Source organism: Acinetobacter oleivorans DR1 (assembly GCF_000196795.1).
Lineage (GTDB): Bacteria > Pseudomonadota > Gammaproteobacteria > Pseudomonadales > Moraxellaceae > Acinetobacter > Acinetobacter oleivorans.
Map to the genome: position 1 here is coordinate 1012028 of NC_014259.1, position 25204 is coordinate 1037231.

The window sequence follows — 25204 nt, forward strand, 5'->3', positions numbered from 1 at the left end:
AGATAACTTTGAACGAAAATCAACCTTTTGATTTGGTCACTCATTATCAGCCAGCAGGTGATCAGCCACAGGCAATTGAAAAGCTGGTCAATGGTATCGAGCATGGTTTTCGTAATCAGTTATTGCTAGGGGTAACTGGCTCAGGTAAGACCTATACCATGGCAAATGTGATCGCTCAAACACAGCGCCCTACAATTGTGATGGCTCATAACAAAACTTTGGCTGCCCAACTTTATGGTGAGTTTAAATCTTTCTTCCCTAATAATGCGGTTGAATATTTTGTAAGTTATTACGATTACTACCAGCCAGAGGCTTACGTTCCATCTTCGGATACGTTCATCGAAAAAGATGCAGCTATTAATGATCACATTGACCAGATGCGATTATCTGCAACACGAGCTTTATTAGAACGTCGCGATGCAATTATTGTGGCATCGGTGTCTGCAATTTATGGTTTGGGTGATCCAAATGCTTATATGCAAATGTTGCTGCATGTGGTCGAGGGTGACCGAGTAAGCCGTGATGAAATCATCCGTCGTTTGGTTGAAATGCAATATACGCGTAATGAACTTGAGTTCTTACGTGGTACATATCGAATTCGTGGTGAAATTATTGATATTTTCCCAGCAGAATCTGATCAACATGCCATTCGAATTGAACTATTTGATGATGAGGTCGACTCAATCCGTTGGTTTGACCCGCTTACAGGTAAAATGGTTCGTAAAGTTTCTCGGGTAACGATTTATCCGAAAAGCCACTACGTAACACCGAAAGATCATTTAACGCGTGCGATTGATACAATTAAGGATGAATTACAAGATCAACTTAAATTTTTCCGTGAACATGACAAATTACTCGAAGCACAGCGTATTGAGCAACGGACACGTTACGATCTGGAAATGATGCAACAGCTGGGTTATACCAATGGTATCGAAAACTACTCACGTCATTTGTCGGGACGACCATCTGGTGAAGCTCCGCCGACTTTATTCGACTATATTCCAGAAGATGCTTTACTGATTATTGATGAATCACACGTTACCGTTCCACAAATTGGAGCGATGTATAAAGGTGACCGATCGCGTAAAGAAAACTTAGTAAACTATGGCTTCCGTTTACCAAGTGCGCTTGATAACCGTCCTATGAAATTTGAAGAGTGGGAACGTATTGTACCGACCACCATTTTTGTAAGTGCAACACCTGCTAAATATGAATTAGAAAAGTCAGACCAAATCGTTGAACAGGTGGTACGTCCAACAGGTCTCATCGACCCTGAAATTGAGATTCGTCCTGTCTTAACCCAAGTGGATGATGTTCTTTCTGAAATTAATATTCGTAAGAGTTTGAATGAAAGGGTATTAATTACGACTTTAACGAAGCGTATGGCAGAAGATCTGACTTCATATTTAAAAGAATATGGCGTTAAGGTGGCTTATCTCCACTCAGATATTGATACGGTTGAACGTGTCAAAATTATTCATGAATTACGTACAGGCGTATTTGATGTTTTAGTCGGTATTAACCTGCTACGTGAAGGTCTGGATATGCCAGAAGTTTCTTTGGTCGCTATTTTAGATGCAGATAAAGAGGGCTTTTTACGTTCGGAACGTTCACTTATTCAGACAATTGGTCGTGCTGCGCGTAATGTAAAAGGTAAAGCAATTTTATATGCTGACCGAATTACTGACTCTATGCAAAAGGCAATAGATGAAACTGATCGTCGTAGAGCCAAGCAAATTGAATTTAATGAGTTGCATGGTATTACGCCTCGTAGTGCGGTTCGTCAGGCTGTCAAAGAAATTGACTCGGGTGAGGTACTTTCAGATGACGAGATTGATGAAAAAGTACTTGAACAAGCACAAGCATTGAGTGCCGATGAAAGACATATTCTTTCAGACCCTAAATTGTTTACTAAACATATTACTAAGCTTGAAAAAGACATGTTAAAGGCCTCGAAAGATTTACAGTTTGAGCAAGCAGCGCGGATACGTGATGAAATTCTTCGATTAAAAGCGCAGATGTTGCAATAAATGAATACATAACGCTACATAATGTGTTTAAAAAACAAGCTACTGTAGATATTTGAGTTCTTTTGTATTCACAACTAATCGTTGAGGGCAACAATGGCATTTCGAAATAATGTTCCGCAAGCCAGTTGGCGTTTGGCTAAAATTGCGTTAGGCGGTGTCGTTTTGGCTGGTTTAGCTGTTGGAACCTATGTCTATGCTCAGCCGAAACCCTTGCAAACTGTTTATAAAGTTGAACTGGACCGATATTTAGGTGTTTGGTATGAAGTCGCGCGTAAGCCTGCATTTTTCCAAAAAAAATGTGCTTATAACGTATCTGCTACTTACACCTTAAATGAAAATGGAAATGTGGTTGTAGATAATCGCTGCTATGACAATAGAAAACAATTACAGCAATCTATTGGTGAAGCCTTCGTGGTTAACCCGCCATATAACAGCAAATTGAAGGTGAGTTTCTTACCGGAAGCTGTGCGATGGATTCCAGTTATTCGTGGAGATTACTGGATTTTAAAAATAGATGAAGACTATCAAACTGTTTTAGTGGGAGAACCTTCTCGTAAATATCTTTGGGTATTATCAAGAACTCCTCATCCTGAACAAGAAGTAGTGGATGAATATCTAAATTATGCAAAAACATTAGGTTTTGATATTCGTGATATTATCCGTACAGAACATAAAGAATAAATGTAAATGTCTGATTAAGAGAAAACCATGTTTTCACATGGTTTTTTCTTTTTTATAGTGGATAAATCAAGTATTGTGGTGAGCTATTTTTACTAAAGTCTAAGAGGGTGGTGATGTTTAAGGGCGTGAGCTTGTCTGTCATGGCATCTGTCACTTTTGGTGTACTTTATTTTTATACTCAATTGTTAGGCCAGCTTGATAGTGAACAAACTTTCGGATGGCGGATTATTGCAACAATCCCATTTCTAACTTTGTTTATGTGGTGGAGTGGCGATTTAGCGTATATCAAAAATATCTACCAGCGTATTTTGGCTAAGCCATCTTTATTATTATTGTTAATCACAACCTCCGTTTTAACTTCAGTCCAACTTTGGCTGTTTTTATGGGGGCCTATGCATGGGCGAGGCCTACAAGTATCTTTAGGATATTTTCTATTGCCACTTGTTTTAGTATTGGCTGGCAGTGTGCTATATGGCGAAAAAATATCAAAATTTCAATGGGTCGCAATTATTCTTGCTGTCATTGGCGTGGGCCATGAAATCTGGCGTTTAGGAAGTATTGCTTGGGAAACTGCATTGGTTGCGGTTGGCTATTCTGCCTACTTTTTATTGCGTAAAAAAATTAAAACAGACAATTTAGGCGGCTTTTGGTGGGACTTAGTCATTATTTTGCCGATTGCGATTTATTTAACCCATACAGGTTTACTCCCTTATAGCAAATTTATAGATCAACCGAGTCTTGCTTTGATCATTATTGGGCTTGGAATTTTAAGTGCTATTGGTTTGGGAAGTTATATTCTGGCAAGCCGCTTTTTACCCTTAGTTGTGTTTGGCCTTTTAGGGTATTTGGAACCAGTTTTGCTTGCTTTAGCTTCCCTAGTTTTAGGGGAGAGTATTGGCCAAGAAGAATGGTTTACTTATATTCCGATCTGGTGTGCAGTATTTGTACTCGTTTTAGAAGGTGCGGTTCACCTTTATCACCAACGTCAAAAAGCCAAAAATTTGCAGCTAAACGTCGCAAAATATCAAAAAAGATTAAAAAATGATGCTCACGATTAGAGCATCAGAATCTAAAAAGTAAGAAAAAGCAAAAATTTAGCTGCTTTAAACAATAAGATAATAAAAAATAATTATAGGTATTTTATGAATTTATGATGAATTTTAGGAAAATCTAGCCACTAACGTCAGCTTTTGATTCATTCTTGTCGATAATTCCATTACAATTACGGGGTTTAAAAAATCACGCCTAGATATAATTAATTAGAGGACGTATCTGTGAGCAAAGACACTATCATCGCCCTGCATGCTGAACACCAAGGCCGTTGGAAAAACCGTGAAGAAATCGCGGAACGTATGATTGCCGTAATCGGTCAATTATACCGTGAAAAAAATATTGTCGTATCTGTTTACGGTCGCTCTTTAATTAACCGTTCTGTTATTCAAATTTTGAAAACTCACCGTCGTACACGTGTTGTAGATGTTGAGCTTTCTGTTGTAAATACATTTCCAATTTTAGAAGCTTTAGCAAAAGTTGAAAACATTGGTTCTGCAGAAGTTGATATCGGTAAACTTGCAGTTGAATATAAAGAAAAAGGCGGTGATGTTGACGCTTTTGTTGCTCAAGCAGTTGAGTCAATTAAAGGTAGTGCAACTTCTGAACAGCCTAAAGATGTAGTTCTTTATGGTTTTGGTCGTATTGGCCGTATCTTGGCTCGTTTAATCATTAGCCAATCAGGTTTAGGTCGTGGCCTAAGCCTTAAAGCAATCGTTGTGCGTAAATCTTCTGATGGCGATTTAGCAAAACGTGCTTCTTTACTTCGTCGTGACTCTATTCATGGCACTTTCGCTGGTACAATCGCTGTTGATGAAGAAAACGAAGCAATCATTGCTAACGGTAACTTCATTAAAGTGATTTATGCATCAAGCCCAAGTGAAGTTGACTATACTGAATACGGTATTCAAAACGCGCTTTTAATCGATAACACTGGTAAATGGCGTGATGCTGAAGGTCTGAGCCAACACTTGAAATGCCCAGGCGTTGCACGTGTTGTATTGACTGCACCAAGTAAAGGCGAAATGAAAAACGTTGTATTTGGCGTAAACAACACAGATATCTTAGATGAAGACAAAATCATCTCTGCTGCAAGTTGTACAACAAATGCAATTACTCCAATTCTTAAAGTATTGGATGACAAATATAAAGTTCTTAACGGTCACGTTGAAACTGTTCACTCATTTACAAATGACCAGAACTTAATTGATAACTACCATAAAGCAGATCGTCGTGGTCGTGCAGCTACATTGAACATGGTTATTACTGAAACTGGTGCTGCTAAAGCTGTTGCTAAAGCATTACCTGCATTGAAAGGTAAGTTAACTGGTAACTCTGTACGTGTTCCTACGCCAAACGTATCTCTTGCTATCTTGAACTTAACGCTTGATAAAGAAGTTGATCGTGAAGAAGTGAACGAATACATTCGTCAAATTTCGATTAACTCTAGCCTTCAAGGTCAAATTGGTTATACCAACTCGACTGAAGTTGTATCGAGTGACTTTATCGGTTCTCGTACTGCTGGTGTGTATGATGCTCAAGCAACGATTACTTCTGGTAACCGTTTAACTGCTTATGTTTGGTACGATAACGAAGTTGGTTATAGCTGTCAGGTATTACGTATCGCTGAACAAATGTGCGGCGTAAGTTACAAAAAAATTCCAGCAGAATTGAATGCTTAAGATCATTTAACGATCTATAAAAGATTTTCACAAAAAGACCCAGTTTAGACTGGGTTTTTTTACAACCGTACAAAATATATGCTGACTATTTTTTGTAAATAAATGAGAATAGGAATTAAGGAAAAAAAGAAAATAGTAAGGGATAGGAATTGTCGCAGTTTAAACGTTTGTTGGTCGTTTTTATATTCATCATTATTGCCAATTTATGTGGTGTACTCATTGCAATATGGGTGTTTAAGCATTTTAATATTTACATTCCTTTGAAGAATCAAGCAGTTGCTATTGACTTGCAAGAACCTCTACAAGTTAAGGTTAAAGTACAAGATGCTTTAAACGTGGATGTAAAAGGGCGGGTAAATGCCAGTATTCCAATTGATGAGAAACTGAATATTCCATTAACCCAGACATTAACGCCACGTGTTTACTTCGATAATATGGTGCCGATTAGCACCACCATTCCTGTCAAAGAAACATTAAAAGTTGAACAGAATTTACCAATCGATACGAAGGTTCAAGTGAGGGTTTTAGGACGTGATATTACGTTACCATTAAAAGGAACAATTCCATTAAAACTTGATGTTCCGATTGATATTAATGTTCCGCTTGAGCAAAAGGTTCATTTAAAATTTGATGCGCCAGTGCGGACGGTATTAAAAGAAAATTTACATATTCCTCTAAAAGCAAGATTGGATACTAATATTCCAATTGAGGGTAATTTGAATGTCCCTGTTAAAACAGCACTAAATGCTTCGGTTGATGTGAAAAACACATTGCCTGTGAAGATTGCAAATGGTGAGTTAAAAATTCCTCTGTCCACTATGCGATTAAATCGGGTAGTGGGTTCAGAAACATCGCAGACAACAACTGATCAATAGGGTGAATAGTAATGTTTCGTTCACTCAAGAGTATGTTGATCAGTTTTTTCTTAATGATGATCCTTGCTGCTGTTATGTTTTGGGTATATCTCAATATTCAAGCTAATTTAGTTGTTTCGGCTCATAATGCCGATATTAGTTTGCCTGACTCTTTAGAAACAAAGATTCAAGTTGGCAATACTTTACAGGTTCAATCTATTGGTAAACTTGATACAACATTAGATATAGACCGCCAACTAACTTTACCTTTAAAAGGGAAATATCTGGCAGATTTAAGTTTTGCTGTAGAGACACCAATTACAGTGAGTGTTGACTATTCGACAACTTTAAAAATTGATCAGGTTATGCCTCTTGAAACTACGACAGACCTCGTCTATCAAAGTAAATTTTTGCCAAAATTTCCACTTAAACTAGATGTTCCCATCAAGCTGGATGTTCCTTTTAATTTAAAACGTAGTTATACCATTCCAGTTAAAATTGTTTTTGATGGTCCTGTTTATTTTGAATTTGATGAGCCAGTAAATTTATCGGTTAAACATCGATTTAACCCAAGTCTACAAGTGAATGATCCTATGGAAATGGGGAATGTCTCTTCATTTAATGCGATCATGTATAATTCGGTTCCAAAAACAAAAGCAAATCTTGATATGCAAATGACCTTGCCACTGCGCAATGTGCATCCTTAAAAATTAAATAGTTATTCTGCATTTTATGTTGGGTAAAGCCTGTATTTGTAAATCTAAATTGCTTTTGATGACTTAAAGATAAAAACAGACCGTTATAAATGGGAATTGTCCCATTTTCTATTCGAGAATTTTATGAAAATATGGCAGAATAGGCGGTTTTAGAGTTTTTAGAGGATTGGCAGATGCGCTTTGTTGATGAAGCAGTCATTACCGTAGAGGCTGGCGACGGTGGCAATGGCGTAGCCAGTTTTCGCCGTGAAAAATTTGTACCATTTGGTGGCCCAGATGGTGGTGATGGCGGACGTGGTGGAAGTATCTATATTCAAGCTGATGATGATACAAGTACGCTAGTCGATTACCGTTACACACGTAAGTTCCGTGCTGAACGCGGAAAGAATGGTGCAGGCGCTAACTGTACCGGACGTGGTGGTGAAGATGTGGTTTTAAAAGTACCCGTTGGTACAACAATTGTTGATACAGATTCAGGCGATATTATTGGCGATTTGGTTGAAGATGGCCAAAGAATTCTGGTTGCAGGTGGTGGTGACGGTGGTTTGGGGAATACCCATTTTAAATCATCAACTAACCGTGCTCCGCGTAAATGTACGACAGGCATCAAAGGTGAATTTCGTGAAATTCGTCTTGAATTAAAAGTATTGGCAGATGTTGGTTTATTGGGTATGCCAAATGCTGGTAAATCAACCTTTATTCGTGCTGTAAGTGCTGCAAAACCAAAAGTAGCAGATTATCCATTTACAACCATGGTTCCAAACCTTGGCGTTGTAGATGCTGACCGTCATCGTTCATTTGTAATGGCCGATATTCCTGGTTTGATTGAAGGTGCAGCGGAAGGTGCTGGTTTAGGAATTCGTTTCCTTAAACATTTGGCACGTACGCGTATCCTTTTACACATTATTGATGTGCAACCAATTGACGGTTCGGATCCTGCGCATAATGCAAAAGCAATTATGAATGAGTTAGCTAAGTTTTCTCCTACTTTGGCTAAACTTCCGATTGTTTTAGTGCTGAATAAACTTGATCAGATTGCTGAAGAAAGTCGTGAAGAGTGGTGTCAGCATATTCTAGATGAACTAGAGTGGACTGGGCCTGTCTTTAAGACATCAGGTCTATTAAGTGAAGGTACAAAAGACGTTGTGTATTACCTCATGGATCAGATTGAACAACAACGTGAACGCGAAGTTGAAGATCCTGAATATGCAGCAGAAGTAAGAGCTTTCCGTGAACAACTAGAAGTTGAAACACGTGAACAAACCATTGCGGCAAAAGAAGCATATCGCGCTATGCGTCGAGCACAACGTCTTGAAGGCATGTTGGGCGATGATGATGATTTTGACGATGATGAAGACGACAATGATGTAGAAAGCATCTACGTTCGTGACTAAAAAACCGAGGAAAACATGATAGAAGTGGTCGATGGGCAACGTCAGCTCAGTGAGTGTAAACGAATCGTTGTTAAAATCGGATCATCTTTACTCACAGCCAATGGGCAAGGTTTAGATTTGAATGCTATTTCGCATTGGGCGAAACAGATTGCAGATCTACACAATGCAGGACATGAAATTATTTTAGTGTCTTCTGGAGCTGTGGCTGAAGGTATGGTTCGTATGAAGCTTGCAAGTCGACCCACCGATCTACCCAGTCTACAAGCCTGTGCTGCGATTGGGCAGATGGGTTTAATTCATACTTGGTCTAGTGTACTTGAAGAACATGGCATTCGTACTGCTCAGGTTTTACTCACCCATGATGATCTAGCGGACCGCCGTCGTTACCTAAACTCATGTGATGCTTTGCAAAACTTGATTGATTGGCGTGTGATTCCGGTTATTAATGAAAATGACACGGTATCTACCGACGAGATTCGCTTTGGTGATAACGATACTTTAGCCGCGATGGTTGCAGGTCAGGTTCATGCAGAATTGTTGATCATTTTAACTGATCAGCAGGGTATGTTTGATTCAGATCCGCGTCATAACCCCGATGCGAAATTACTATCTACTGTTCGTGCCATGGACGATGTTTTATTCGAAATGGCTGGCGGTGGTGGTGTGCTCGGCAGAGGTGGTATGGTGACTAAGGTTCGTGCCGCACGTTTAGCTGCTAAGTCGGGCTGTCCAACACTCATTGCGAGTGGTGAAAGTGACAATGTCTTGTCACGTGCGATGGCAGGTGAAATGCTAGGTACGCTGTTTACTACAGATAAAGACCGCATGACTGCTCATCAACAATGGCTCGCTGCTCATTTACAAACAGCTGGCCGTCTTGTAATTGATGATGGTGCTGTTGAAGCGATTAAATTAAAACATCGTAGTTTACTCCCTGTAGGAGTTAAAACTGTTGAAGGACATTTTGATCGTGGCGATGTGGTTGAATGTGTAGATAAACAAGGTAAACGTATTGCAGTAGGTCGAGTGAATTTCAGTTCACGATCTGCTGAAATTATTAAAGGCTTAGCCTCAGATAAGGTTTATCAAGTGTTAGGTGAAGCTCGTTCACTTGAAATGATTCATCGTGATCATATGGCAATTTATTAAGTTATATCTAAATAAAAAAGCTCGCTTTATGCGAGCTTTTTTTCTGGCGTTAAACTAGGTAAAACACGGTCTTCACCCACCATATACGGATGTGTCGCGAGACTGAGCATATCTAGGTCTTCTGAGCTATTACCATACGCATAAACTTGATGGTAATGCTGGAGCGTGTATTGCTGATGTATTCTTAATTTCTTTTGTTCACTACTACAATCTGGGGTGGAGTAATAACCTGTCATCATGCCGTTTTTAATTTGAGTTTCAGTACAAATTAATTCGATATTTAGTAGTTTACAAAGTGGAGCAAGATAGACATCAATTGAAGCGGAAACCAGTACCACTCGATCACCACGTAACTGATGATGTTGTAACTGTGCGAAAAGTTCAGGTGAAAGCGAAGAGACTAACTCTTGTGCATATTCTTCACCTAATCTTTGCAGTTCAATTGCAGGGGTATTTTTGAACATGCTACGAAATAACTTGGCACGCATAGCATGGGCTGGATAAAAGTTAAGATAGTAGGCTTGAATCCATGGCAGGATTTTCAAACCTTGTTTAACAATATGGCGCTTAGACAAAGCATAAAAGATGAACCCTGTAAAACTATCTTTACTACACAAGGTTCCATCAAAATCGAACAGGGCGAGACTTTTTATAGTCTTATGCGTTTCGCTCGTTGCATACATGATTCATATCGTCCGTTTACGCGGGTTGCATACCAGTTGGTATTATAGTCACGACTTAATTTTGGCCCAGAAATGACCACTTGCGGCATGATTGCATAGATAGGTTCTTTACCTGTCTTTGCTTTATAAAGTTTCGTCAGAGCAATATAGGTTTGAGTACTTTCAAACTTTTTCTCTTTTTCTAATTTAAGATCATCACGAATTTGTCGTGGGGTAACCAATACATTATTTTTTGCAAATACAGTAATCAGTTCTTTTTCTGACTGGCTTTGAGTCGGACGCGGATCACCATCTTTTGTGTAAAGAAGTAGATCACCATCAAGACTGATTTCTGTATCTGTTAGGTCATTTAACATGCTTTGAAAAGCAGCATTACGGCTAGAATACATACCTGAGTTATAGTCTGCAAATCGATAAATGGCTTTATCGTAGTCTGCTGGATAAACCATTAAACGATGAATACCATAATATAAACCGCCATATTCAGTATATAAGTCATCACGAAGTGCAGCAGTATTCATGCTTGAGCGTTTATTGGCTTTCGCATAGTTAATATGAACTTGCATAGAACCCAAGGTCGTAATAGGGTTCATTTTCTCGCCAATATCTTGCCCAACTAATTTGGCCGCACCTGTTAACGCACTCACATGGTAATGCTTAGCCATAAAATCGAAAATTTCTCGGTAAAGTAAGTCGAGGTCTTTTTCGGTTTTAACTTTACGCATTTGACTCATATAGTTGTTATCGGGAGAAGGCTGAGTTCTTAGCACTTCTTCAAAATAACCGGCAATTGTTCCACCAATGGTTTTGCCAAGCTTATCTTCAAACTTTTCATTTAAACGTGTGCTGACTTCTTCAACTGCTTTTTGGCCTAAACCCGGTACTTGAGGGTTGGCAACAAAGTTAGATTCTTGATCTACTACAGCCACAATACTACAGACATTTTTCTTGGTTTTAGGAATATCCAAGTCTTTCATAATGTCGTCAATATCTTTAGCCCATGACTCACGATCATGCACACGCGATGGAATTAACTTTTTAATTTGCTGGCTTTCTAATTCAGGCTCATCATTATTTGACCACCAAGCTTTATCACCACAAGCAGCTAAACTCATGCATACGGCAGCCATACCGAATGATTTTAATAAAAAACGGGAAGACAACGGTTTGTTCATGGCGAGGAAAGCACCTGCATAAAAAGATGAGCCGATTAAGCGGATGAAGTATACTATGTTGATCATCAATTGTATGAATATATATGTATATTGGTCCCTATCAACTGTCAAATAATTTAATCGTTGCTCCTATGGCCGGGGTCACTGACCGTCCATTTAGAACACTCTGCAAGTATTTTGGCGCAGGCCATGCAGTCAGTGAAATGATGACTGCTGATAAAACTTTGCGGATGAGCAAAAAGAGCCTCTACCGTGCAAATTTTGACGGCGAACTCGCTCCAATTTCTGCTCAAATTGCAGGTTCTGATCCTGAGCAATTAGCAGAAGCTGCACGTTATCAAGTGGCAAATGGCGCACAAATTGTTGATATCAATATGGGATGTCCAGCCAAAAAAGTATGTAATAAACTTGCTGGTTCAGCATTGTTACAAGATGAAGATTTAGTGGCACGAATTCTTGATGCAGTGGTTACTGCTGTTGATGTTCCTGTGACATTAAAAACCCGTTTGGGCTTTTTAAATGGTCAAGAAAATATTTTAAGAGTCGCAAAAAGAGCAGAAGAAGTGGGAATTGCTGCATTGGCCTTACATGGTCGCACCCGTGAAGACATGTATTTAAATACAGCACGTTATGATTTGATCAAACATGTCAAAGAGTTAATCAATATTCCACTTATTGCGAACGGTGATATTGATAGTCCTGAAAAGGCAAAATATGTACTCGATTATACAGGTGCTGACGCAATCATGATTGGTCGTGCTGCTCAAGGTCGACCATGGATTTTCCGTGAAATTGCTCATTATTTAAAAACTGGAGAGCACTTAGCTGCACCTAATATTGAAGAGGTGAAGCATGTGCTACTTGGGCATTTATCAGAACTTTATCAATTTTATGGTGAATATTCTGGATGTCGTATTGCCCGTAAACATATTGCTTGGTACACAAAAGGATTACGCTCAAGTAATGAATTCCGCCAAAATATGTATAAAGTTGAAAGTACTGCTGAACAAGCATTAGTGGTCGAAAACTATTTTAATCAGTTATTAGCTGAAGGCAATTTGATGAGTGATGTGCAAGTTGAACAGGTTAACTTATTAGAAACTCATTAAAGAAAAAGCCAGTAAATTTACTGGCTTTTTTAAATTTACTCATCTTCTAGCATTTCTACCACTAACTGATTAACTAAATCGGCAGCAGCTAATTCACGTATTTGTGAGACATTACTACCCGCCCAAAAAGCACCGAAGCCATAGTCTTTATTTTTGCTTGCAATTGCATTGAGTTGCTTGGCTAAATCATAGGTATAGGGATATTCGGGTTGAGGAGGGCGATTAGGTAAATCAATTTGTGTGTGCCAATGGTTGAGCAATCCACGGGCCGGACGTCCAGAAAGACTGGCACTAATTTGCGTCACAGGCTCATTAAATAAAGCTTTACGGTACTCGGCAGATGCATTTGAAGATGGACATTGAACGAAAGCAGTTCCGAGTTGAACAGCTGTAGCTCCTAAGCTCAACATATGTCGTGCTTGTGCGCCGTTCATAATGCCACCAGCGGCTACTACAGGTCGTTTGCAATGTTTGACAATAAGATGTACTAAATCACTCGTTTTAATTGCTGCATCAAAAGTCTTATTAAAGATTCCTCGGTGTCCGCCTGCTTCAATCCCTTGAGCAATAATAATATCTATACCAGCCGCTTCAATGGCTTGTGCTTCAACTAAATTGGTAGCAGAAACCATAGTGATAATTCCGGTATCTTTTAATGCCTGAATTTGATGGGGATGGGGAATGCCAAAATGAAAACTGGCCGCTTTAGGTTTGGTTTCTAATACGACATTTAGAAAATCATCATTATCAAGAAAACTTGGATAAATACAGTTTAAGTTTTGAGGAGGCTGTTCTCCGAACTTTTCAAACTGTGGTCGTAAATATTCAATCCATTGTGCTGAGGTTTGAGGATTAAGTTGTTCGGGCTGATGGCAGAAAAAATTAACCTGAAATGATTTTTCTGTAAGTGTTTGGGTTTTTAAAATTTGTTCTCGAGCACTTTTTGCCGTATTTGCTCCGAGCCCTAATGACCCAAGACCACCCTGATTAGAAACTTCTGCGGCAAGTTCAGGGGTAGACACACCCGCCATAGGGGCAAGAAAAATCGGATGTTTAATTTCAAGTTGTTGTAACAGGGTCATTTTATTCACCTCATTTCTTTCTCTTCACCATAACGTGAAATCAGAACCAAGAGCAAATAATATTGGGCATTTAGTTTTTAAATATTTATTTCTTAAATATTTAAAAGTTCTGGTTTTTTAAATTGGAGTAACATGAAACAAAGATCCGATCCAGCTTGAAAAAGCCATTGCTAAGATTCCCCACAAGGTAATGCGTAAACTTCCTTTCAGCTTAGAAGTACCTGCGAAATGACTTGATAGCGCCCCTAAAAAAGCTAATGAAATAATGCCAAATATTAAAACTGTTTTTTCGATCCATATATCAGGACTGAGTAGAATAGCGAGCATAGGAAACAATGCCCCAAATGAAAATGAGCCAGCTGAAGCTAATGCAGCTTGAACAGGATTTGCTGCTGTATTTTCATGAATACCAATTTCATCACGTGCGTGAGCACCTAAGGCATCATGATTTGTAAGTTCAGTCGCAACTTGTCGAGCTAAATCTGGTGCTAAGCCTCTGGCTATATAAATTTGGGTGAGCTCATCCAATTCACGTTGCGGATGCTTTTTGAGTTCTTGTGCTTCAAATTTTAAGTCAGCTTTTTCAATATCTTCTTGTGATTTTACAGAAATATACTCTCCGGCTGCCATAGAGGTTGCGCCAGAAATTAAACCAGCAATACAGGTAATAAGAAGCGTATGAGCAGTGGCTCCACTTGCAGCCATTCCCATGATTAGACTAGTAACAGAAATAATTCCGTCATTAGCGCCTAAAACGGCTGCCCTTAACCAACCTGAGCGGTGAATAAAATGATGTTCTGGATGTTGGGAAAAGGACATGACTTTACCTTTTTTAGTTATAAATTTTTATCTTATCCTATAAGATTATTTACAATAATACGATTAAAAAATGTGTCATTATAGGAAAAACAATCAGATAACTACTTTTTAAAACATAATATAAAAGGAGATAAAATGAACAATTTATGGAATCTAGCCTACTTACAAAATAGTGTAATTTATAAGTTTAATTATAATATTTATTGATTAAATTTTAATCTTACTTCTACGCAAACATTCTATCCACTTTACTCTAGAGGTCTCAATGAATAACAAAACAATAAAATCTCTAACCCGTTCCCTCATCGTTATTGGTTCGATCTGTCCAGCTTTAGGCCTCTTAAGCATGGAGACTACATTCGCCCAAGAGATTGTGAATCAAGAATATAAACCAGGTAATCCGATTTATGATAAATGGGACCAATTTTATAAAATTGAGAAGACTCAACCGGAAAATGCCGAGAAGTTATTATTAGAGCTCGGCGAAATGACACCTCAAGATATTAAAGTATGGAAAAGTTTAACTTATTTGCAGATTAGAATAGGCAAACAAGAAGCAGCTTTGCAAAGTTTAAGAAAAGCAGAGGCATTAGACCCAGCAGACGATAATTTAAAACTTCAAGAAGCCTATTTACTTAACTCTCAAAAAAATAATAAAGAAGCTTTGGTAGTTTTTAAGGAGCTTACGCAATCTAAAGATACCGATATTGCCAATAAGGCGACACAGGCCGTAAAGAATTTAAGTGGAGGGGAAGTCAAAACTTATTTCCGTGATGTGTATTTTGCACCTTCATATGAGTCACGTTACGACGATGTGATTTTTCCACTTAAAGCTCGCTATGGTAAGAATCTTGATAATGGTCGAGCACAAGTGTATGGCTTTTTAAACCTAAACCGTGATACCCAATCTCAGGGCGGGGTACGACCTGAAATTATTGATGAAAATGCAGTAACTCTAGGTGTGGGCGCTAATTATCAACCTTGGACATCTATACCTGTGCGCATGTATTTAGAAGTAGGGGGAAGTTACGATCTGATTGATCGAAATAGAGATAAATTTCGTGAAAGTGTTGTCGGTGGGGTGACAGGTTATCAAGAGTGGTATTCTCAAAATAATTGTAATCATTCACTTTGCTTTAATGATTACTTCACTGATTTATATGGTAATGCAGCAACTTATTCTAGAGAAGATTATAACGTTATTGGCGATTTACGCTTACGTACGGGTTTGAATGTCTATAAAGGCGAAAACGGAACTGTACAAGCTTATTTGAAATTGCATGGCTTAGCTGACAGTAAAGATGAGTATTACAACAATTTATTTGAATATGGCCCCGGCATTTCATGGCAGCCTTTTAATTATCAACCAATAAAACTACGTGTTGAACGACTATATGGCAATTACTTTAAAGATGTGCCAGTAAATACAAAAGATCATTACAACAATACCCGAGTGGAACTCGTCTTTTATAAGGATTTCTAATAGTAGAGGTTTCTATTAATAAAAAAATTAGTCTAGTGTTCTACTTGCTTTATGGTGGTAGGAATACCACCATAAGTGAGGCGATACCACAAGCTCACAATATTGACGCACCAGCGGCTCATGTAATGTGGTCCATCAAAAATATAGACAGTTTTTCCTTCATATGCTTTTAGTTGAGAAATAATTTCCCAAGGATATGCAGCTCTAAATTGCCCATTCTTTTTAACTCTAAAGGCTTCTAGTACTATAATTACTTTATCTTTTCCAAGCTGTTGTTCAAGTTGATCTAAAATATGTTTAGCTTGTTGAGGGGAACGTACACCTACGCCAACTCCGTCTTGGAAGAAAACGCCGTTATGTTCTGGTAACCAGCTTTTAACCCATAAATCATAATGTTCGGGTTCGGTTTCACCACTATAAATACTCACCCAAACTGGTACCGGAAGTTTAGTTAAAACCTGACCTAAAGCACTTACTCTTAACCAAGTCGGATCTGCTTCCACTGGAAAATAATAACCTTTAGGTGTAGTTTTTTGCTCTTTTATAATTTCAGCAGATTTTTCCCCTAACTCAGTTACATTTGCCCGAGCTTTAGGTTCATTATATTCGCCGGCTAAACCCAATATTAGATTTTTAGCCCAAGGCTTTTGTTTAATTTTTTCTAAATTAATTGCTTTTTCCCATTGAGGAAAATTTGATTCTTTCCACCATGATTTAGACTCAACAACAGACCATTGGGGAACAAATGTATCAACACCTAAATAGTGCCAGTTTCCCTCTGGTGGAGTAGTGTTATTGTCGGGCTGCCAGAAAATTCCTTCAATATGCGGGGCTTGTCCTTGATGTTTGAACAACCCCGCATAAGCGATAACACTACAAATAATTAAAATAATAAAAGCAGCTATTTTAATTGGTATCTGTTTTTTCATTATTTCGTCTTAACCAGTACCACAAGAAGATAATTATTATCATGATTGCAGAGATAATCACAACTAATAAGAAGAAAGAAGATTGTTGAACTAATGGTGCTTTTTGATTTCCAACAATAAGTTTTTGTAAAACATAAATATTTCCATTTTCTGAAACGAGCATTTTTGTCACGTTATTTGGAATTTTATGTTGTATTTTTTCCCATAGGTGCATGAAAGCTTGTGCACCGCCTTGTGAGTCGGTAATCACATCAAAGCGATTGTTGTTATAACTCACAATAAAACCATTAACAGCAGCAGGCGCATAAATAATATCTTGATGCATTAATACCTGTTGTTGATAAATATCTTTATTCACACGAACATTTATTGCTTGTGGAGCACTTGGCGAATAACGGACTAGGTTAAGTGGCATTGGTCCTTGTGTTAAAAGCATTTTTTTCGCAGTTTGGCCTAATACAATCGCGATATTTAACGCACCAGATTGATCATCAATTGCAATTGTCGGAGTCGTTGCTAAAGTCATTGAAATTGCGGCTACGCCATTTTTGAGTTTATGGGGTAGCTTTAGGGTAGATTTAGCTGTATCAATCCAGAGCGAACCATGTGCAGTAGGTAAACACTGTGAATTAGCAATGACTGAGTTTTCTAGCTTTAAATTAAAATTGGTGGTATTAGAAATAGCTTTGGCAAAAATGTTAAATTGTCGGTTTACGGGATCGGAAGCAAGATCGGCTGTTTTCATACTGCCTGCGAGTCCACCATCAATCCAAGCCGTAATATTTGAACCTTGCAATAAACCACTTTGAATACGTAGTGCAATTTGCCCTTGCAAGATATCGGTTGGTTGCCATACTGCTGGGAAATCAAGGAATAAGTTCTTTTCCGCGTGATTTAATCTGAAGTCCTCAATGCCTAAGTCTGCAAGTGTATTGATTTTTTTAAACTGTGCCCAAGTTGGTGTAGAGATCGTTGTAGGGAAAACTGCACTTCCTGTATCAAGTTGCTCTACATACGAGGGATTGATTAGTCCATTTATGGCAGCAGTGAGTTCTTGTGGTGTGTGATAACTAATTGAAAGAGTGGCCACTCCATCTGCTGGTTTTGCAATTTGTACTAAAGCACCCCCTTTGAGTGGCGTAGCTGAGCGAATCACTTCAATAATGAAATTTGTTTCATCATTTAAATTAGTTTGTCCTGAATCAACCCATTCAATTGGTGTGATTGAAGTCCATGAGCTTGCTAATCTAGCGAGCATAGAAGCTTCTATAATCTCTTTACGGTTATATTTTAAAATACCAACAAACGGAGTAGGCCGTCTCGCTTGTGGATTAGCCAAAGCATCTGGCAAGTCTTTTAAACGGTATATATTACGGATAGGCGTAAAGTCGAGTTGGGAATTGCTTAAATAAGTTAAGTGATCAATATCTTCTGTACAGAATGTTTCTTTGGTTTGATTCAGCGTAGTCGGTTTAGCATACTGTTGAATAATAAAATCTAAACGATGAAAGCCACTCTGACTTGCTGGTATATCAAATTTGAATTGACCATCCCCACTCAGTGTAGTGTTATAAATGAGTTTGTCATCATATTTTACGAGTAAAGTTGTATCACTTTCAGTGGAATAATCACTTGAAAATTGAATGTTTTGCCACTGGGCACCTTTTCCAATATAGAAAAAATGAGGCTCGACCGTATATTTAGTAGAAGTGCTAATATCGTCGAGTTTCCATATGTACGCATGAGCAGACATGGCGAGCATAAGACTGGTGCTGGCAAGGAGCACTTGAGCTGTTTTGTAGAGATCAAAAGTCTTTTTCATTTATTTTTTCTCCTTGCTACGTTCCGTTTTGTACCATTGAAGGGAGTTGCCCTGTATTTTATTTTTAAGCATGTCATATGCGGCTTTAAAAACAATAAATAGAAATATTTGTGAATAACTTACGTAAGATAAAACAGAGTAAAAATAGAGTTCTGGTTTAACTTTTTCGAGTGAAAGGGTAAACCACATTTGTGCAACATATAGGCAAAACGAGAGGCCCCACAATAATGTGAAGGGGCCTGGAACTGAAATGCCAGCGATACCCAGTAACCCAAGCGTCAAGGTAATATGACTCCAGAATAAAGCGGGTACGAAAAGTATGTAGCACATAATGTTATTTAGAATTTCAATTCCAATAGGAAATGGGGTTCTCAACGCTACGGGTAAATATTTACGAGTCACATAAAAATTACCCTGAGTCCAACGTGAGCGCTGTTTAACAAATACACTCAAAGATGGCGGATCTTGTTGCCAACCAATAGCGTAGGGAACCCATTTAATTCGTTTTTGACCGATGAAAATACGGAAGCTCATTTCAGTGTCATCGACCAATGACTTCTCATCAAAACCACCCAAGGTTTCTAAAGCATCACGCCAAATGACATAGTTGGTACCCATTAATGTCGATAGCTCAAAACGTTGCCAACGCCCGCCTTGGAAAATCCATTGGAAAAAGATGAATTCAATGGCAATAAATCGAGTCAAAATACTATCTTGCCAATTACGGGTTCTTACTTTGCCATTTACAGCCACTAATTTTTTATCTGCAAGTAGTGTTTGAGCTAATAACCTTACGCAATCGGGTTCAGGCGTACTGTCTGCGTCATAAACAACAATGAGTTCACCTTTGGCATGTGGTAGGCCATTATTCAGTGTCCTAGATTTACCTTTGCCTCCCATTCCTTTAGGAACATTGACAATTTTTATGCAAGGATAAATCTGCGCTAGATTTTCGGCGATTTCTAGGGTGTTATCTTTAGAACCGTCATTAATCAGCAAAACTTCATATGCTTCTGCCGGATAATCCTGTTGCGCGATTGCATGTAAAGTATCTTCAATGACTACACCTTCATTATAGGCAGGAATCAAAACACTCAAAACGGGCCATCTATCGGGTACGGGTAAGTTTTGTAACTCTTTTTCTGCTGTTTTTGAGTATTTCCAAGCCTGATAACTTAGCCATGCCCAAAATGCTTGAGGAATCCAGATGCCTAAAAAACCAAATAGGAAGAGAATATCAATGGGAGCCATTTGATTTAACCCTCCTAATAATAGATGAGATCAGCAATAACAATAAAATCACCCCGACGACCAAGGAGATCCAAGAAATATAGCTGCCGAAAGTACCAAGTAGGTCAGGATAGGTTGTGGTTAAAATAAGATCGAGTGGAACTACGACTGTGCTTAAACCAATAAAAATATACCCAATAAAACTAGTGTTTACATGTTCTGGGGTACTTATGTATTTAATATTATTAAATTTCCATGAAATGCCGAGTTGAGGATATCGAATATTTGTAGTCGGAAGATCAGCAGGAGGATTAATAATAATTTCATAACCTGAAACATGACCATTAAAATTTTTGGCTGAATAAAATAAGTGCTGCTTTTGTTTAATCTCTCTAGAGGGTAGCGGAAGTTCCTTTGGATTAAACTTAACAATATAGCTGCCAGCCGTCTGGGAAATTAAGTTTTCATCCCAACCTGTTGAAACAAAAGCAGCCATAGGTCGCAAGCCAATTGCAGTTGAAAATGTAGCTTTGGCGGCAAAATATTGAGGTTGTTCAGATTTAAAAAGTACAATCGGAATAGCACCTTGGCTCACTGCCTCTTTTAATAAGAAATAGTGAGAAAAGCTAAAAACCTCATCTGGTAATATGATGCCTGGCTTTATTCCTTTATGAATAAGTCCTTGAAAGCTATCGGAACTGATTTGGTCAATTGTAAAAATAGGCCACCATGTGTCCTGTGATGGGAAAAACATGGAAAGGTCATTAATACTTTGAACTTCAGTTTTTGTTTGTTCAGATTTAATCTCACAATGATAATATTGACGATAGAACTGCTGCAAAGTGCCATCTGGATATTGACTAGAGGCGATAATAATTCCACAAATATTAAGAAGATTAGACATTAAGTAATCTCCTCTTCAGGTGGAATCTGAATAACTTTATATTCGACTTCAAGCCGCAAAGTCATAATTTCTCTTAGCTTTTTAATAAATTCAGGTTCTTCTTCGGTTTTTTGTTTACGAATAACAATACTGTATATCGTTTCTAGATCATCATCAGCAAACTGGAAAACAATTTCTTGCGGGTGATGCTGGCTCAAAATTTTAATCATTTCATTTTGAGTGGTTTTCCATACATCATCGCCTAACATTTCTTTAATTAAGCTTCGGTTGAGAATCCTGATTTCAAAGACTTCATAATCTTGTATGTGGTGATGATCAAGAAGTTTGAAGAAACTACGTTGAAAATACTTAAGTGCGCTAAGCGGGAAAATATCACGGCGATAATTTCGATCATAACTTTGTATATCACGATATTTTTGGACGTTAATTTCAATATTATGGCGTACAGCACTAAGAAAAAGAGGAATGAGAGGAATAATAAAAAGTAAAAGGAGCTGACGTTCAATATGTGTTTGTGCCCCTAGGTCGAGTAGAAAATATACTGCAACACCTATGAAAGCGAGTAAACCCACAATTAAAGATGCGCCGACTTCTAAAAAAGCACCAGAAATTAAAAGAATAAGAATAAAAATCCAGCTTCCTCTAAAACTTACAGGCAGCCACTCATATGCCACCATCCCCATAAATAGATGAGCTGCGATAATCCATAAGACGAGTGTTCTTCCTGGGTTCTTTTGCTGCATGCGACCTCTGGCTACCTTTTTTGTAATGTTAATTTTTATACTTTTATAATGAGCTGTGATGCTTTTTGAATTTATTGTTGTGTTTGTCCTTTTATAAATCCTTTTAGTATTATTTTTAGAGTAAAGTCACAATATAGTCAAATTTCTCGTATTTTTTTAATCAAAAATAAACAGATAAGACGCAAGTCTTATCTAAATACTCTTGAAAGTTTCAATTGCTTTCATACGAGTTTCTTTCAAATCAACAATTGGCTTCGGATAATTCAACTGAAGTGGAGTCTTACTTGAGTAGGGTTCATGAATCATTTTATTGTCTAGATCTGCTAACTCATCCACCCATTGACGAATATAGTCTCCGTTTGGATCAAATTTCTTAGATTGAGCAATAGGGTTAAAAATTCGGAAATAGGGGACAGCATCAGTTCCGGTTGATGCACACCATTGCCAACCACCATTATTAGCTGCTAAATCACCATCGATTAAGTGTTCCATAAACCATTGTTCACCTATTCGCCAATCGATGAGTAGGTTTTTACATAAAAACATAGCGGTAATCATGCGTACTCGATTATGCATCCATCCTGTTTTTTGTAGCTGACGCATGCCCGCATCAATAATCGGTATACCTGTTTGGCCAGTTTGCCATGCGGTTAGGTGCTCTGGATTATGATTCCACTTAATTTTCTGAGTATCTTTTTTAAACGGAATGTGTTTAGACACATGTGGAAAATCAAATAAAATATGCTGATAAAACTCTCGCCAAAGCAGTTCATCTAACCAAGTCTGCTGACCTTCGTTTGCAATATGGAAGTTGCCATGTTCAGTTCGGAAAAGGGCTTGTAAGCATTGACGAATAGACAAAATTCCAAGATTTAAATAGGGGGAAAGTTGGCTAGTTCCTTTTACATTTGGAAAGTCACGTTCTAACTTATAATCAGATAAATGATTTTCAATAAATACGTCGAGCTGCTCCAGAGCAAAACCTTCTCCAGTCGGCCACAAGTTTTGTTGGTCTTTAGAAATAGATGAGTCAAAAAAAGCTTCGATATCTTCTAGACTTAAACTTTTTATATTTGAATCAGACTCTGGGTTAGATTTTTGCTTTTCAGGAATTGGATAGCACTGAGGCAAACCACTGATATCTAGTTTCGAATAACATGCTTTTTTAAATGCGCCGAAAACTTGATATGGTTGCTGTGACTGGTTGCGAATAGAACGTAAAGGAAAAATCGTACGGTCATGAAATAAAAAAAGTTCTTTACCTTGTTGATTTAAAGCCTGCTGTACAGTTTTATCTCTTTTTAACTCATTCACACCTACTTCTATATTTGAGTAAACATTTTCGATATGAAGTTGATGTGTGAGTTCGCAAATATAATCTGCAATATCTTTCCAGTAGGGAATCACTTGAATGATCAGTGGGATATTAAGCTTCTCTAATTCTTTTTTAAGTTGTTGAAGCTGACGTAAATAGAAATTAATTTTTATAGGTGCATCGTGATGTATTTTCCATTGTTCAGGCGACAAAATAACTAACCCAATTGAAGGTCCTTGCTGGCAAGCATGCCATAAAGCAGCATGGTCTCGAACTCTCAAATCCTGACGAAACCAAATCAGCTGATTTACGTTTGACATGAAAGATACCCTTATAAAGTTGAGTGAGTTAGAGGTTTATTATCAAGATATTATATAAAAATAAATACATAAAAAAAGCAAAGCCGAAGCTTTGCTTTTATCTTCATCTAAAGATGAATTAGTGGTGGTGACCACCTGCACCGTGTACGTGACCGTGATCTAATTCTTCTTCAGAAGCTTCACGGATTTCTACGATTTCAACTTCAAAAGTTAAATCTTGACCAGCAAGTGGGAAGTTAGCATCTACAACAACGTTGTCGCCTTCAACAGCTTTAACAGTTACGATCTGAACGCCGTCATCTGTTTGAGCTTGGAATTGCATACCAGGTTGAATGTTTTCAACACCTTGGAACATTTGAGCTGGAACTTCTTGTACTAGGTCTGGGTTGTATTCGCCATAACCTTCAGCTGCTGGTACATTAACAGTAAATTTGTCACCAACAGTTTTACCTTCTAATGCATTTTCAAGACCAGGAATGATATTGCCTGCACCGTGCAAATAGGCAAGTGGTTCGCCTTGAGATTGATCAAGTGTTTCACCCTCAGCGTTTGTTAATTTGTAGTGGAATGAAACCACGTGGTTATTTGCAATAGCAGTCATGTTTTTGATCCATTCAATCAATTAAAGCGTACATCATAAAGTGAAAAATAAATTTTGTAGACTACAAAATCTTAATCTTTGGCACTTTTTCTAATGCGTTTTTATATAAATAGGGACGAACTTAAAAAATTCAACTTAATACAGCTTAATTTTTGGACGTACACGTCTTGTAAGTAAATCTTTCATTGTGAGTAGTCCAGCTTGAGTGTATCCATGAATCGTTGCTTGATGTAAACGATACAAAGATACGTACATGGTTTTTGCAATATAACCTTGCACGCTGACATCGCCAAGTAATTCTCCAACGGCTTTATTACGACTTAAAGACACGAGGGAACCTTTGTCGTTAAACGTAAACATGGGCTGTGAACGGCCATTAAGTCTGGCAGCCATAGCATCGACTAAAAAGCTTGCTTGTTGGCTAGCAACTTGAGCACGTGGTCCAAGAGGAGGATGTCTTGCATCAAGTTGGCAATGGGCACAATCACCAAACGCAAATACATTTGGATCAGAATAGGTTTGCAGGGTTGCATAGACCATTAAACGGTTAATGTTATCGCGTTTAAAGTCTGTAAAACTTTCTAATACCTTAGGTGCTTTTACGCCTGCTGCCCAAACGGTAATATCACTTTTGAGTTGGTTGCCATTACTAAAGTAGATGCAATGCTTATCAATTTTTTCAACGCGGTGTTGAGTTAAAATTTCAACGCCCATTTTTCTGAGTTGCTCGGCACTATGTTCAGCAGTTTTATCCGTCAGAGCTGGTAAAATGCGCTCAGAGGCTTCAATGAGGGTAATTTTGACTTGGTTAGGGTGAATCTTCTTTAAACCATATCGATAAAAGTTTTTGGTTGTTTCAATTAACTCGGCTGCAAGCTCTACACCTGTTGCTCCCGCACCAACGATTCCGATATTTAAAGTTCGTTGATTAGGTTGATTTTGAGCTTCAATATAAAGATGTAATAAATCTTGCTGGAAAACATCGGCTTGCTTTCTGCTGTCGAGGAAATGGCAGTTTTCACGTACACCCGTGGTATTAAAGTCATTTGATACTGAGCCAAGCGCTAAAATAAGTGTGTCATAACTGAGCTCTTGCGGATGATTCTGTTGATCCTTAGACACTTGAGGGGGCATTAGTTCAATTAATTTTTTATCTTTATTGACTCCAATTAATGTTCCTAGCACAAATTCATAATGATGTTTTTCTGAGTGTGCGAAATAGTTAGTTTGTTCTTCATGCGGATTTAAAGAACCAGCAGCGATTTCGTGAAGCAGGGGTTTCCAAATATGAGTGAGGTTTTGGTCAACCAATGTAATCTTTGCTTTACGATTTTTCCCAAAAGTTTCACCGAGTTGAGTTGCTAGTTCTAAGCCACCAGCACCACCACCAACAATTACAATATGATGTAAATTTTGGGCCATTTTTTTCACCT

At 38.1% G+C, this 25204-nt stretch carries 22 protein-coding genes; 10 read left to right on the forward strand and 12 right to left on the reverse strand.

Translation table 11 applies throughout. The features are described from left to right. Positions 1-8: 8 nt before the first annotated feature. From uvrB to proB, 8 genes are all read left to right on the forward strand, one after another. Positions 9-2030: an excinuclease ABC subunit UvrB gene (uvrB, locus tag AOLE_RS04760; RefSeq protein WP_013197104.1), complete on the forward strand. Its 2022-nt coding sequence runs from the start codon at positions 9-11 to the stop codon at positions 2028-2030. Positions 2031-2123: 93 nt separating this feature from the next. Continuing rightward, positions 2124-2711, forward strand: a complete 588-nt coding sequence (locus tag AOLE_RS04765; protein WP_005307444.1) for a lipocalin family protein — start codon at positions 2124-2126, stop codon at positions 2709-2711. Positions 2712-2821: 110 nt separating this feature from the next. After that, positions 2822-3769 (forward strand): EamA family transporter RarD, encoded by a 948-nt coding sequence (rarD, locus tag AOLE_RS04770; protein ID WP_081399274.1) that lies wholly within the window; start codon positions 2822-2824, stop codon positions 3767-3769. 216 nt (positions 3770-3985) lie between these two features. Further along, positions 3986-5443 carry a glyceraldehyde-3-phosphate dehydrogenase gene (locus AOLE_RS04775; RefSeq protein ID WP_004790760.1) on the forward strand — a complete coding sequence of 486 codons (1458 nt, stop codon included), beginning with the start codon at positions 3986-3988 and terminating at the stop codon, positions 5441-5443. Positions 5444-5592: 149 nt separating this feature from the next. After that, complete coding sequence (locus AOLE_RS04780; RefSeq protein ID WP_004790761.1) at positions 5593-6318, forward strand: hypothetical protein; 726 nt, start codon at positions 5593-5595, stop codon at positions 6316-6318. Between the two features lie 11 nt (positions 6319-6329). Beyond that, entirely contained in the window at positions 6330-7004 is a 675-nt protein-coding gene (locus AOLE_RS04785) for a hypothetical protein (protein ID WP_013197106.1), read from the forward strand. A 182-nt stretch (positions 7005-7186) separates the two neighbouring features. After that, entirely contained in the window at positions 7187-8407 is a 1221-nt protein-coding gene (gene cgtA, locus AOLE_RS04790; RefSeq protein WP_004790763.1) for an Obg family GTPase CgtA, read from the forward strand. 15 nt (positions 8408-8422) lie between these two features. Continuing rightward, positions 8423-9556: a glutamate 5-kinase gene (gene proB / locus AOLE_RS04795; RefSeq protein WP_004790764.1), complete on the forward strand. Its 1134-nt coding sequence runs from the start codon at positions 8423-8425 to the stop codon at positions 9554-9556. A gap of 26 nt (positions 9557-9582) precedes the next feature. Here proB and AOLE_RS04800 read toward each other — a convergent pair whose 3' ends face one another. Further along, the gene (locus AOLE_RS04800; RefSeq protein WP_013197107.1) at positions 9583-10239 is read right to left on the reverse strand and encodes an HAD-IB family hydrolase; all 657 of its coding nucleotides are present in this window, start codon (positions 10237-10239) and stop codon (positions 9583-9585) included. After that, entirely contained in the window at positions 10206-11414 is a 1209-nt protein-coding gene (locus AOLE_RS04805; RefSeq protein WP_013197108.1) for a DUF1615 domain-containing protein, read from the reverse strand. Before AOLE_RS04805 ends, AOLE_RS04800 begins: the two co-directional genes overlap by 34 nt. Positions 11415-11497: 83 nt before the next feature. On the opposite strand from AOLE_RS04805, the gene dusB reads away from it, so the two are divergent. Further along, positions 11498-12523 carry a tRNA dihydrouridine synthase DusB gene (gene dusB / locus AOLE_RS04810; RefSeq protein WP_013197109.1) on the forward strand — a complete coding sequence of 342 codons (1026 nt, stop codon included), beginning with the start codon at positions 11498-11500 and terminating at the stop codon, positions 12521-12523. Positions 12524-12558: 35 nt separating this feature from the next. Here dusB and AOLE_RS04815 read toward each other — a convergent pair whose 3' ends face one another. Together AOLE_RS04815 and AOLE_RS04820 are read right to left on the reverse strand one after the other, a co-directional pair. Continuing rightward, entirely contained in the window at positions 12559-13605 is a 1047-nt protein-coding gene (locus tag AOLE_RS04815; protein WP_013197110.1) for an NAD(P)H-dependent flavin oxidoreductase, read from the reverse strand. 117 nt (positions 13606-13722) lie between these two features. Next, entirely contained in the window at positions 13723-14424 is a 702-nt protein-coding gene (locus AOLE_RS04820; protein WP_013197111.1) for a VIT1/CCC1 transporter family protein, read from the reverse strand. Between the two features lie 265 nt (positions 14425-14689). Between AOLE_RS04820 and AOLE_RS04825 the strand changes: the two genes are divergently transcribed. Further along, positions 14690-15907, forward strand: coding sequence for a tetratricopeptide repeat protein (locus AOLE_RS04825; protein WP_023274155.1), 1218 nt, complete (start codon positions 14690-14692; stop codon positions 15905-15907). Positions 15908-15939: 32 nt separating this feature from the next. On the opposite strand, the gene AOLE_RS04830 is transcribed toward AOLE_RS04825, so the two are convergent. The 8 genes from AOLE_RS04830 to AOLE_RS04865 all read right to left on the reverse strand — a co-directional run bounded on the left by AOLE_RS04830 (position 15940) and on the right by AOLE_RS04865 (position 25193). Beyond that, positions 15940-16836, reverse strand: coding sequence for an alpha-amylase family protein (locus AOLE_RS04830; protein ID WP_013197113.1), 897 nt, complete (start codon positions 16834-16836; stop codon positions 15940-15942). Further along, positions 16814-18658 (reverse strand): hypothetical protein, encoded by a 1845-nt coding sequence (locus AOLE_RS04835; RefSeq protein WP_013197114.1) that lies wholly within the window; start codon positions 18656-18658, stop codon positions 16814-16816. Before AOLE_RS04835 ends, AOLE_RS04830 begins: the two co-directional genes overlap by 23 nt. Continuing rightward, complete coding sequence (locus AOLE_RS04840; RefSeq protein WP_005307402.1) at positions 18659-19909, reverse strand: glycosyltransferase family 2 protein; 1251 nt, start codon at positions 19907-19909, stop codon at positions 18659-18661. Continuing rightward, positions 19896-20792 (reverse strand): hypothetical protein, encoded by an 897-nt coding sequence (locus tag AOLE_RS04845; protein WP_013197115.1) that lies wholly within the window; start codon positions 20790-20792, stop codon positions 19896-19898. Before AOLE_RS04845 ends, AOLE_RS04840 begins: the two co-directional genes overlap by 14 nt. Beyond that, on the reverse strand, positions 20792-21535 hold the full coding sequence (locus tag AOLE_RS04850) for a hypothetical protein (RefSeq protein ID WP_005307396.1): 744 nt from the start codon (positions 21533-21535) through the stop codon (positions 20792-20794). The genes AOLE_RS04845 and AOLE_RS04850 overlap by 1 nt, the downstream gene beginning before the upstream one ends. A 192-nt stretch (positions 21536-21727) precedes the next feature. Continuing rightward, a complete protein-coding gene (locus tag AOLE_RS04855) occupies positions 21728-23170 on the reverse strand; it encodes a cryptochrome/photolyase family protein (protein WP_013197116.1) in 1443 nt (480 codons plus the stop codon). 118 nt (positions 23171-23288) lie between these two features. After that, the gene (gene slyD, locus AOLE_RS04860; RefSeq protein WP_005307390.1) at positions 23289-23771 is read right to left on the reverse strand and encodes a peptidylprolyl isomerase; all 483 of its coding nucleotides are present in this window, start codon (positions 23769-23771) and stop codon (positions 23289-23291) included. A gap of 135 nt (positions 23772-23906) precedes the next feature. Further along, complete coding sequence (locus AOLE_RS04865; RefSeq protein WP_013197117.1) at positions 23907-25193, reverse strand: NAD(P)/FAD-dependent oxidoreductase; 1287 nt, start codon at positions 25191-25193, stop codon at positions 23907-23909. Between the last annotated feature and the right edge of the window lie 11 nt (positions 25194-25204).

Coding starts and splice junctions, on each gene's coding strand:
- AOLE_RS04835 (WP_013197114.1), bottom strand. CDS start 18,658: ATGAAAAAGACTTTTGATCTCTACAAAACAGCTCAAGTGCTCCTTGCC.
- AOLE_RS04865 (WP_013197117.1), bottom strand. CDS start 25,193: ATGGCCCAAAATTTACATCATATTGTAATTGTTGGTGGTGGTGCTGGT.
- AOLE_RS04850 (WP_005307396.1), bottom strand. CDS start 21,535: ATGCAGCAAAAGAACCCAGGAAGAACACTCGTCTTATGGATTATCGCA.
- AOLE_RS04825 (WP_023274155.1), top strand. CDS start 14,690: ATGAATAACAAAACAATAAAATCTCTAACCCGTTCCCTCATCGTTATT.
- AOLE_RS04830 (WP_013197113.1), bottom strand. CDS start 16,836: ATGAAAAAACAGATACCAATTAAAATAGCTGCTTTTATTATTTTAATT.
- proB (WP_004790764.1), top strand. CDS start 8,423: ATGATAGAAGTGGTCGATGGGCAACGTCAGCTCAGTGAGTGTAAACGA.
- AOLE_RS04785 (WP_013197106.1), top strand. CDS start 6,330: ATGTTTCGTTCACTCAAGAGTATGTTGATCAGTTTTTTCTTAATGATG.
- cgtA (WP_004790763.1), top strand. CDS start 7,187: ATGCGCTTTGTTGATGAAGCAGTCATTACCGTAGAGGCTGGCGACGGT.
- AOLE_RS04855 (WP_013197116.1), bottom strand. CDS start 23,170: ATGTCAAACGTAAATCAGCTGATTTGGTTTCGTCAGGATTTGAGAGTT.
- AOLE_RS04815 (WP_013197110.1), bottom strand. CDS start 13,605: ATGACCCTGTTACAACAACTTGAAATTAAACATCCGATTTTTCTTGCC.
- slyD (WP_005307390.1), bottom strand. CDS start 23,771: ATGACTGCTATTGCAAATAACCACGTGGTTTCATTCCACTACAAATTA.
- dusB (WP_013197109.1), top strand. CDS start 11,498: ATGTATATTGGTCCCTATCAACTGTCAAATAATTTAATCGTTGCTCCT.
- AOLE_RS04800 (WP_013197107.1), bottom strand. CDS start 10,239: ATGTATGCAACGAGCGAAACGCATAAGACTATAAAAAGTCTCGCCCTG.
- AOLE_RS04845 (WP_013197115.1), bottom strand. CDS start 20,792: ATGTCTAATCTTCTTAATATTTGTGGAATTATTATCGCCTCTAGTCAA.
- AOLE_RS04805 (WP_013197108.1), bottom strand. CDS start 11,414: ATGAACAAACCGTTGTCTTCCCGTTTTTTATTAAAATCATTCGGTATG.
- AOLE_RS04840 (WP_005307402.1), bottom strand. CDS start 19,909: ATGGCTCCCATTGATATTCTCTTCCTATTTGGTTTTTTAGGCATCTGG.
- AOLE_RS04765 (WP_005307444.1), top strand. CDS start 2,124: ATGGCATTTCGAAATAATGTTCCGCAAGCCAGTTGGCGTTTGGCTAAA.
- AOLE_RS04820 (WP_013197111.1), bottom strand. CDS start 14,424: ATGTCCTTTTCCCAACATCCAGAACATCATTTTATTCACCGCTCAGGT.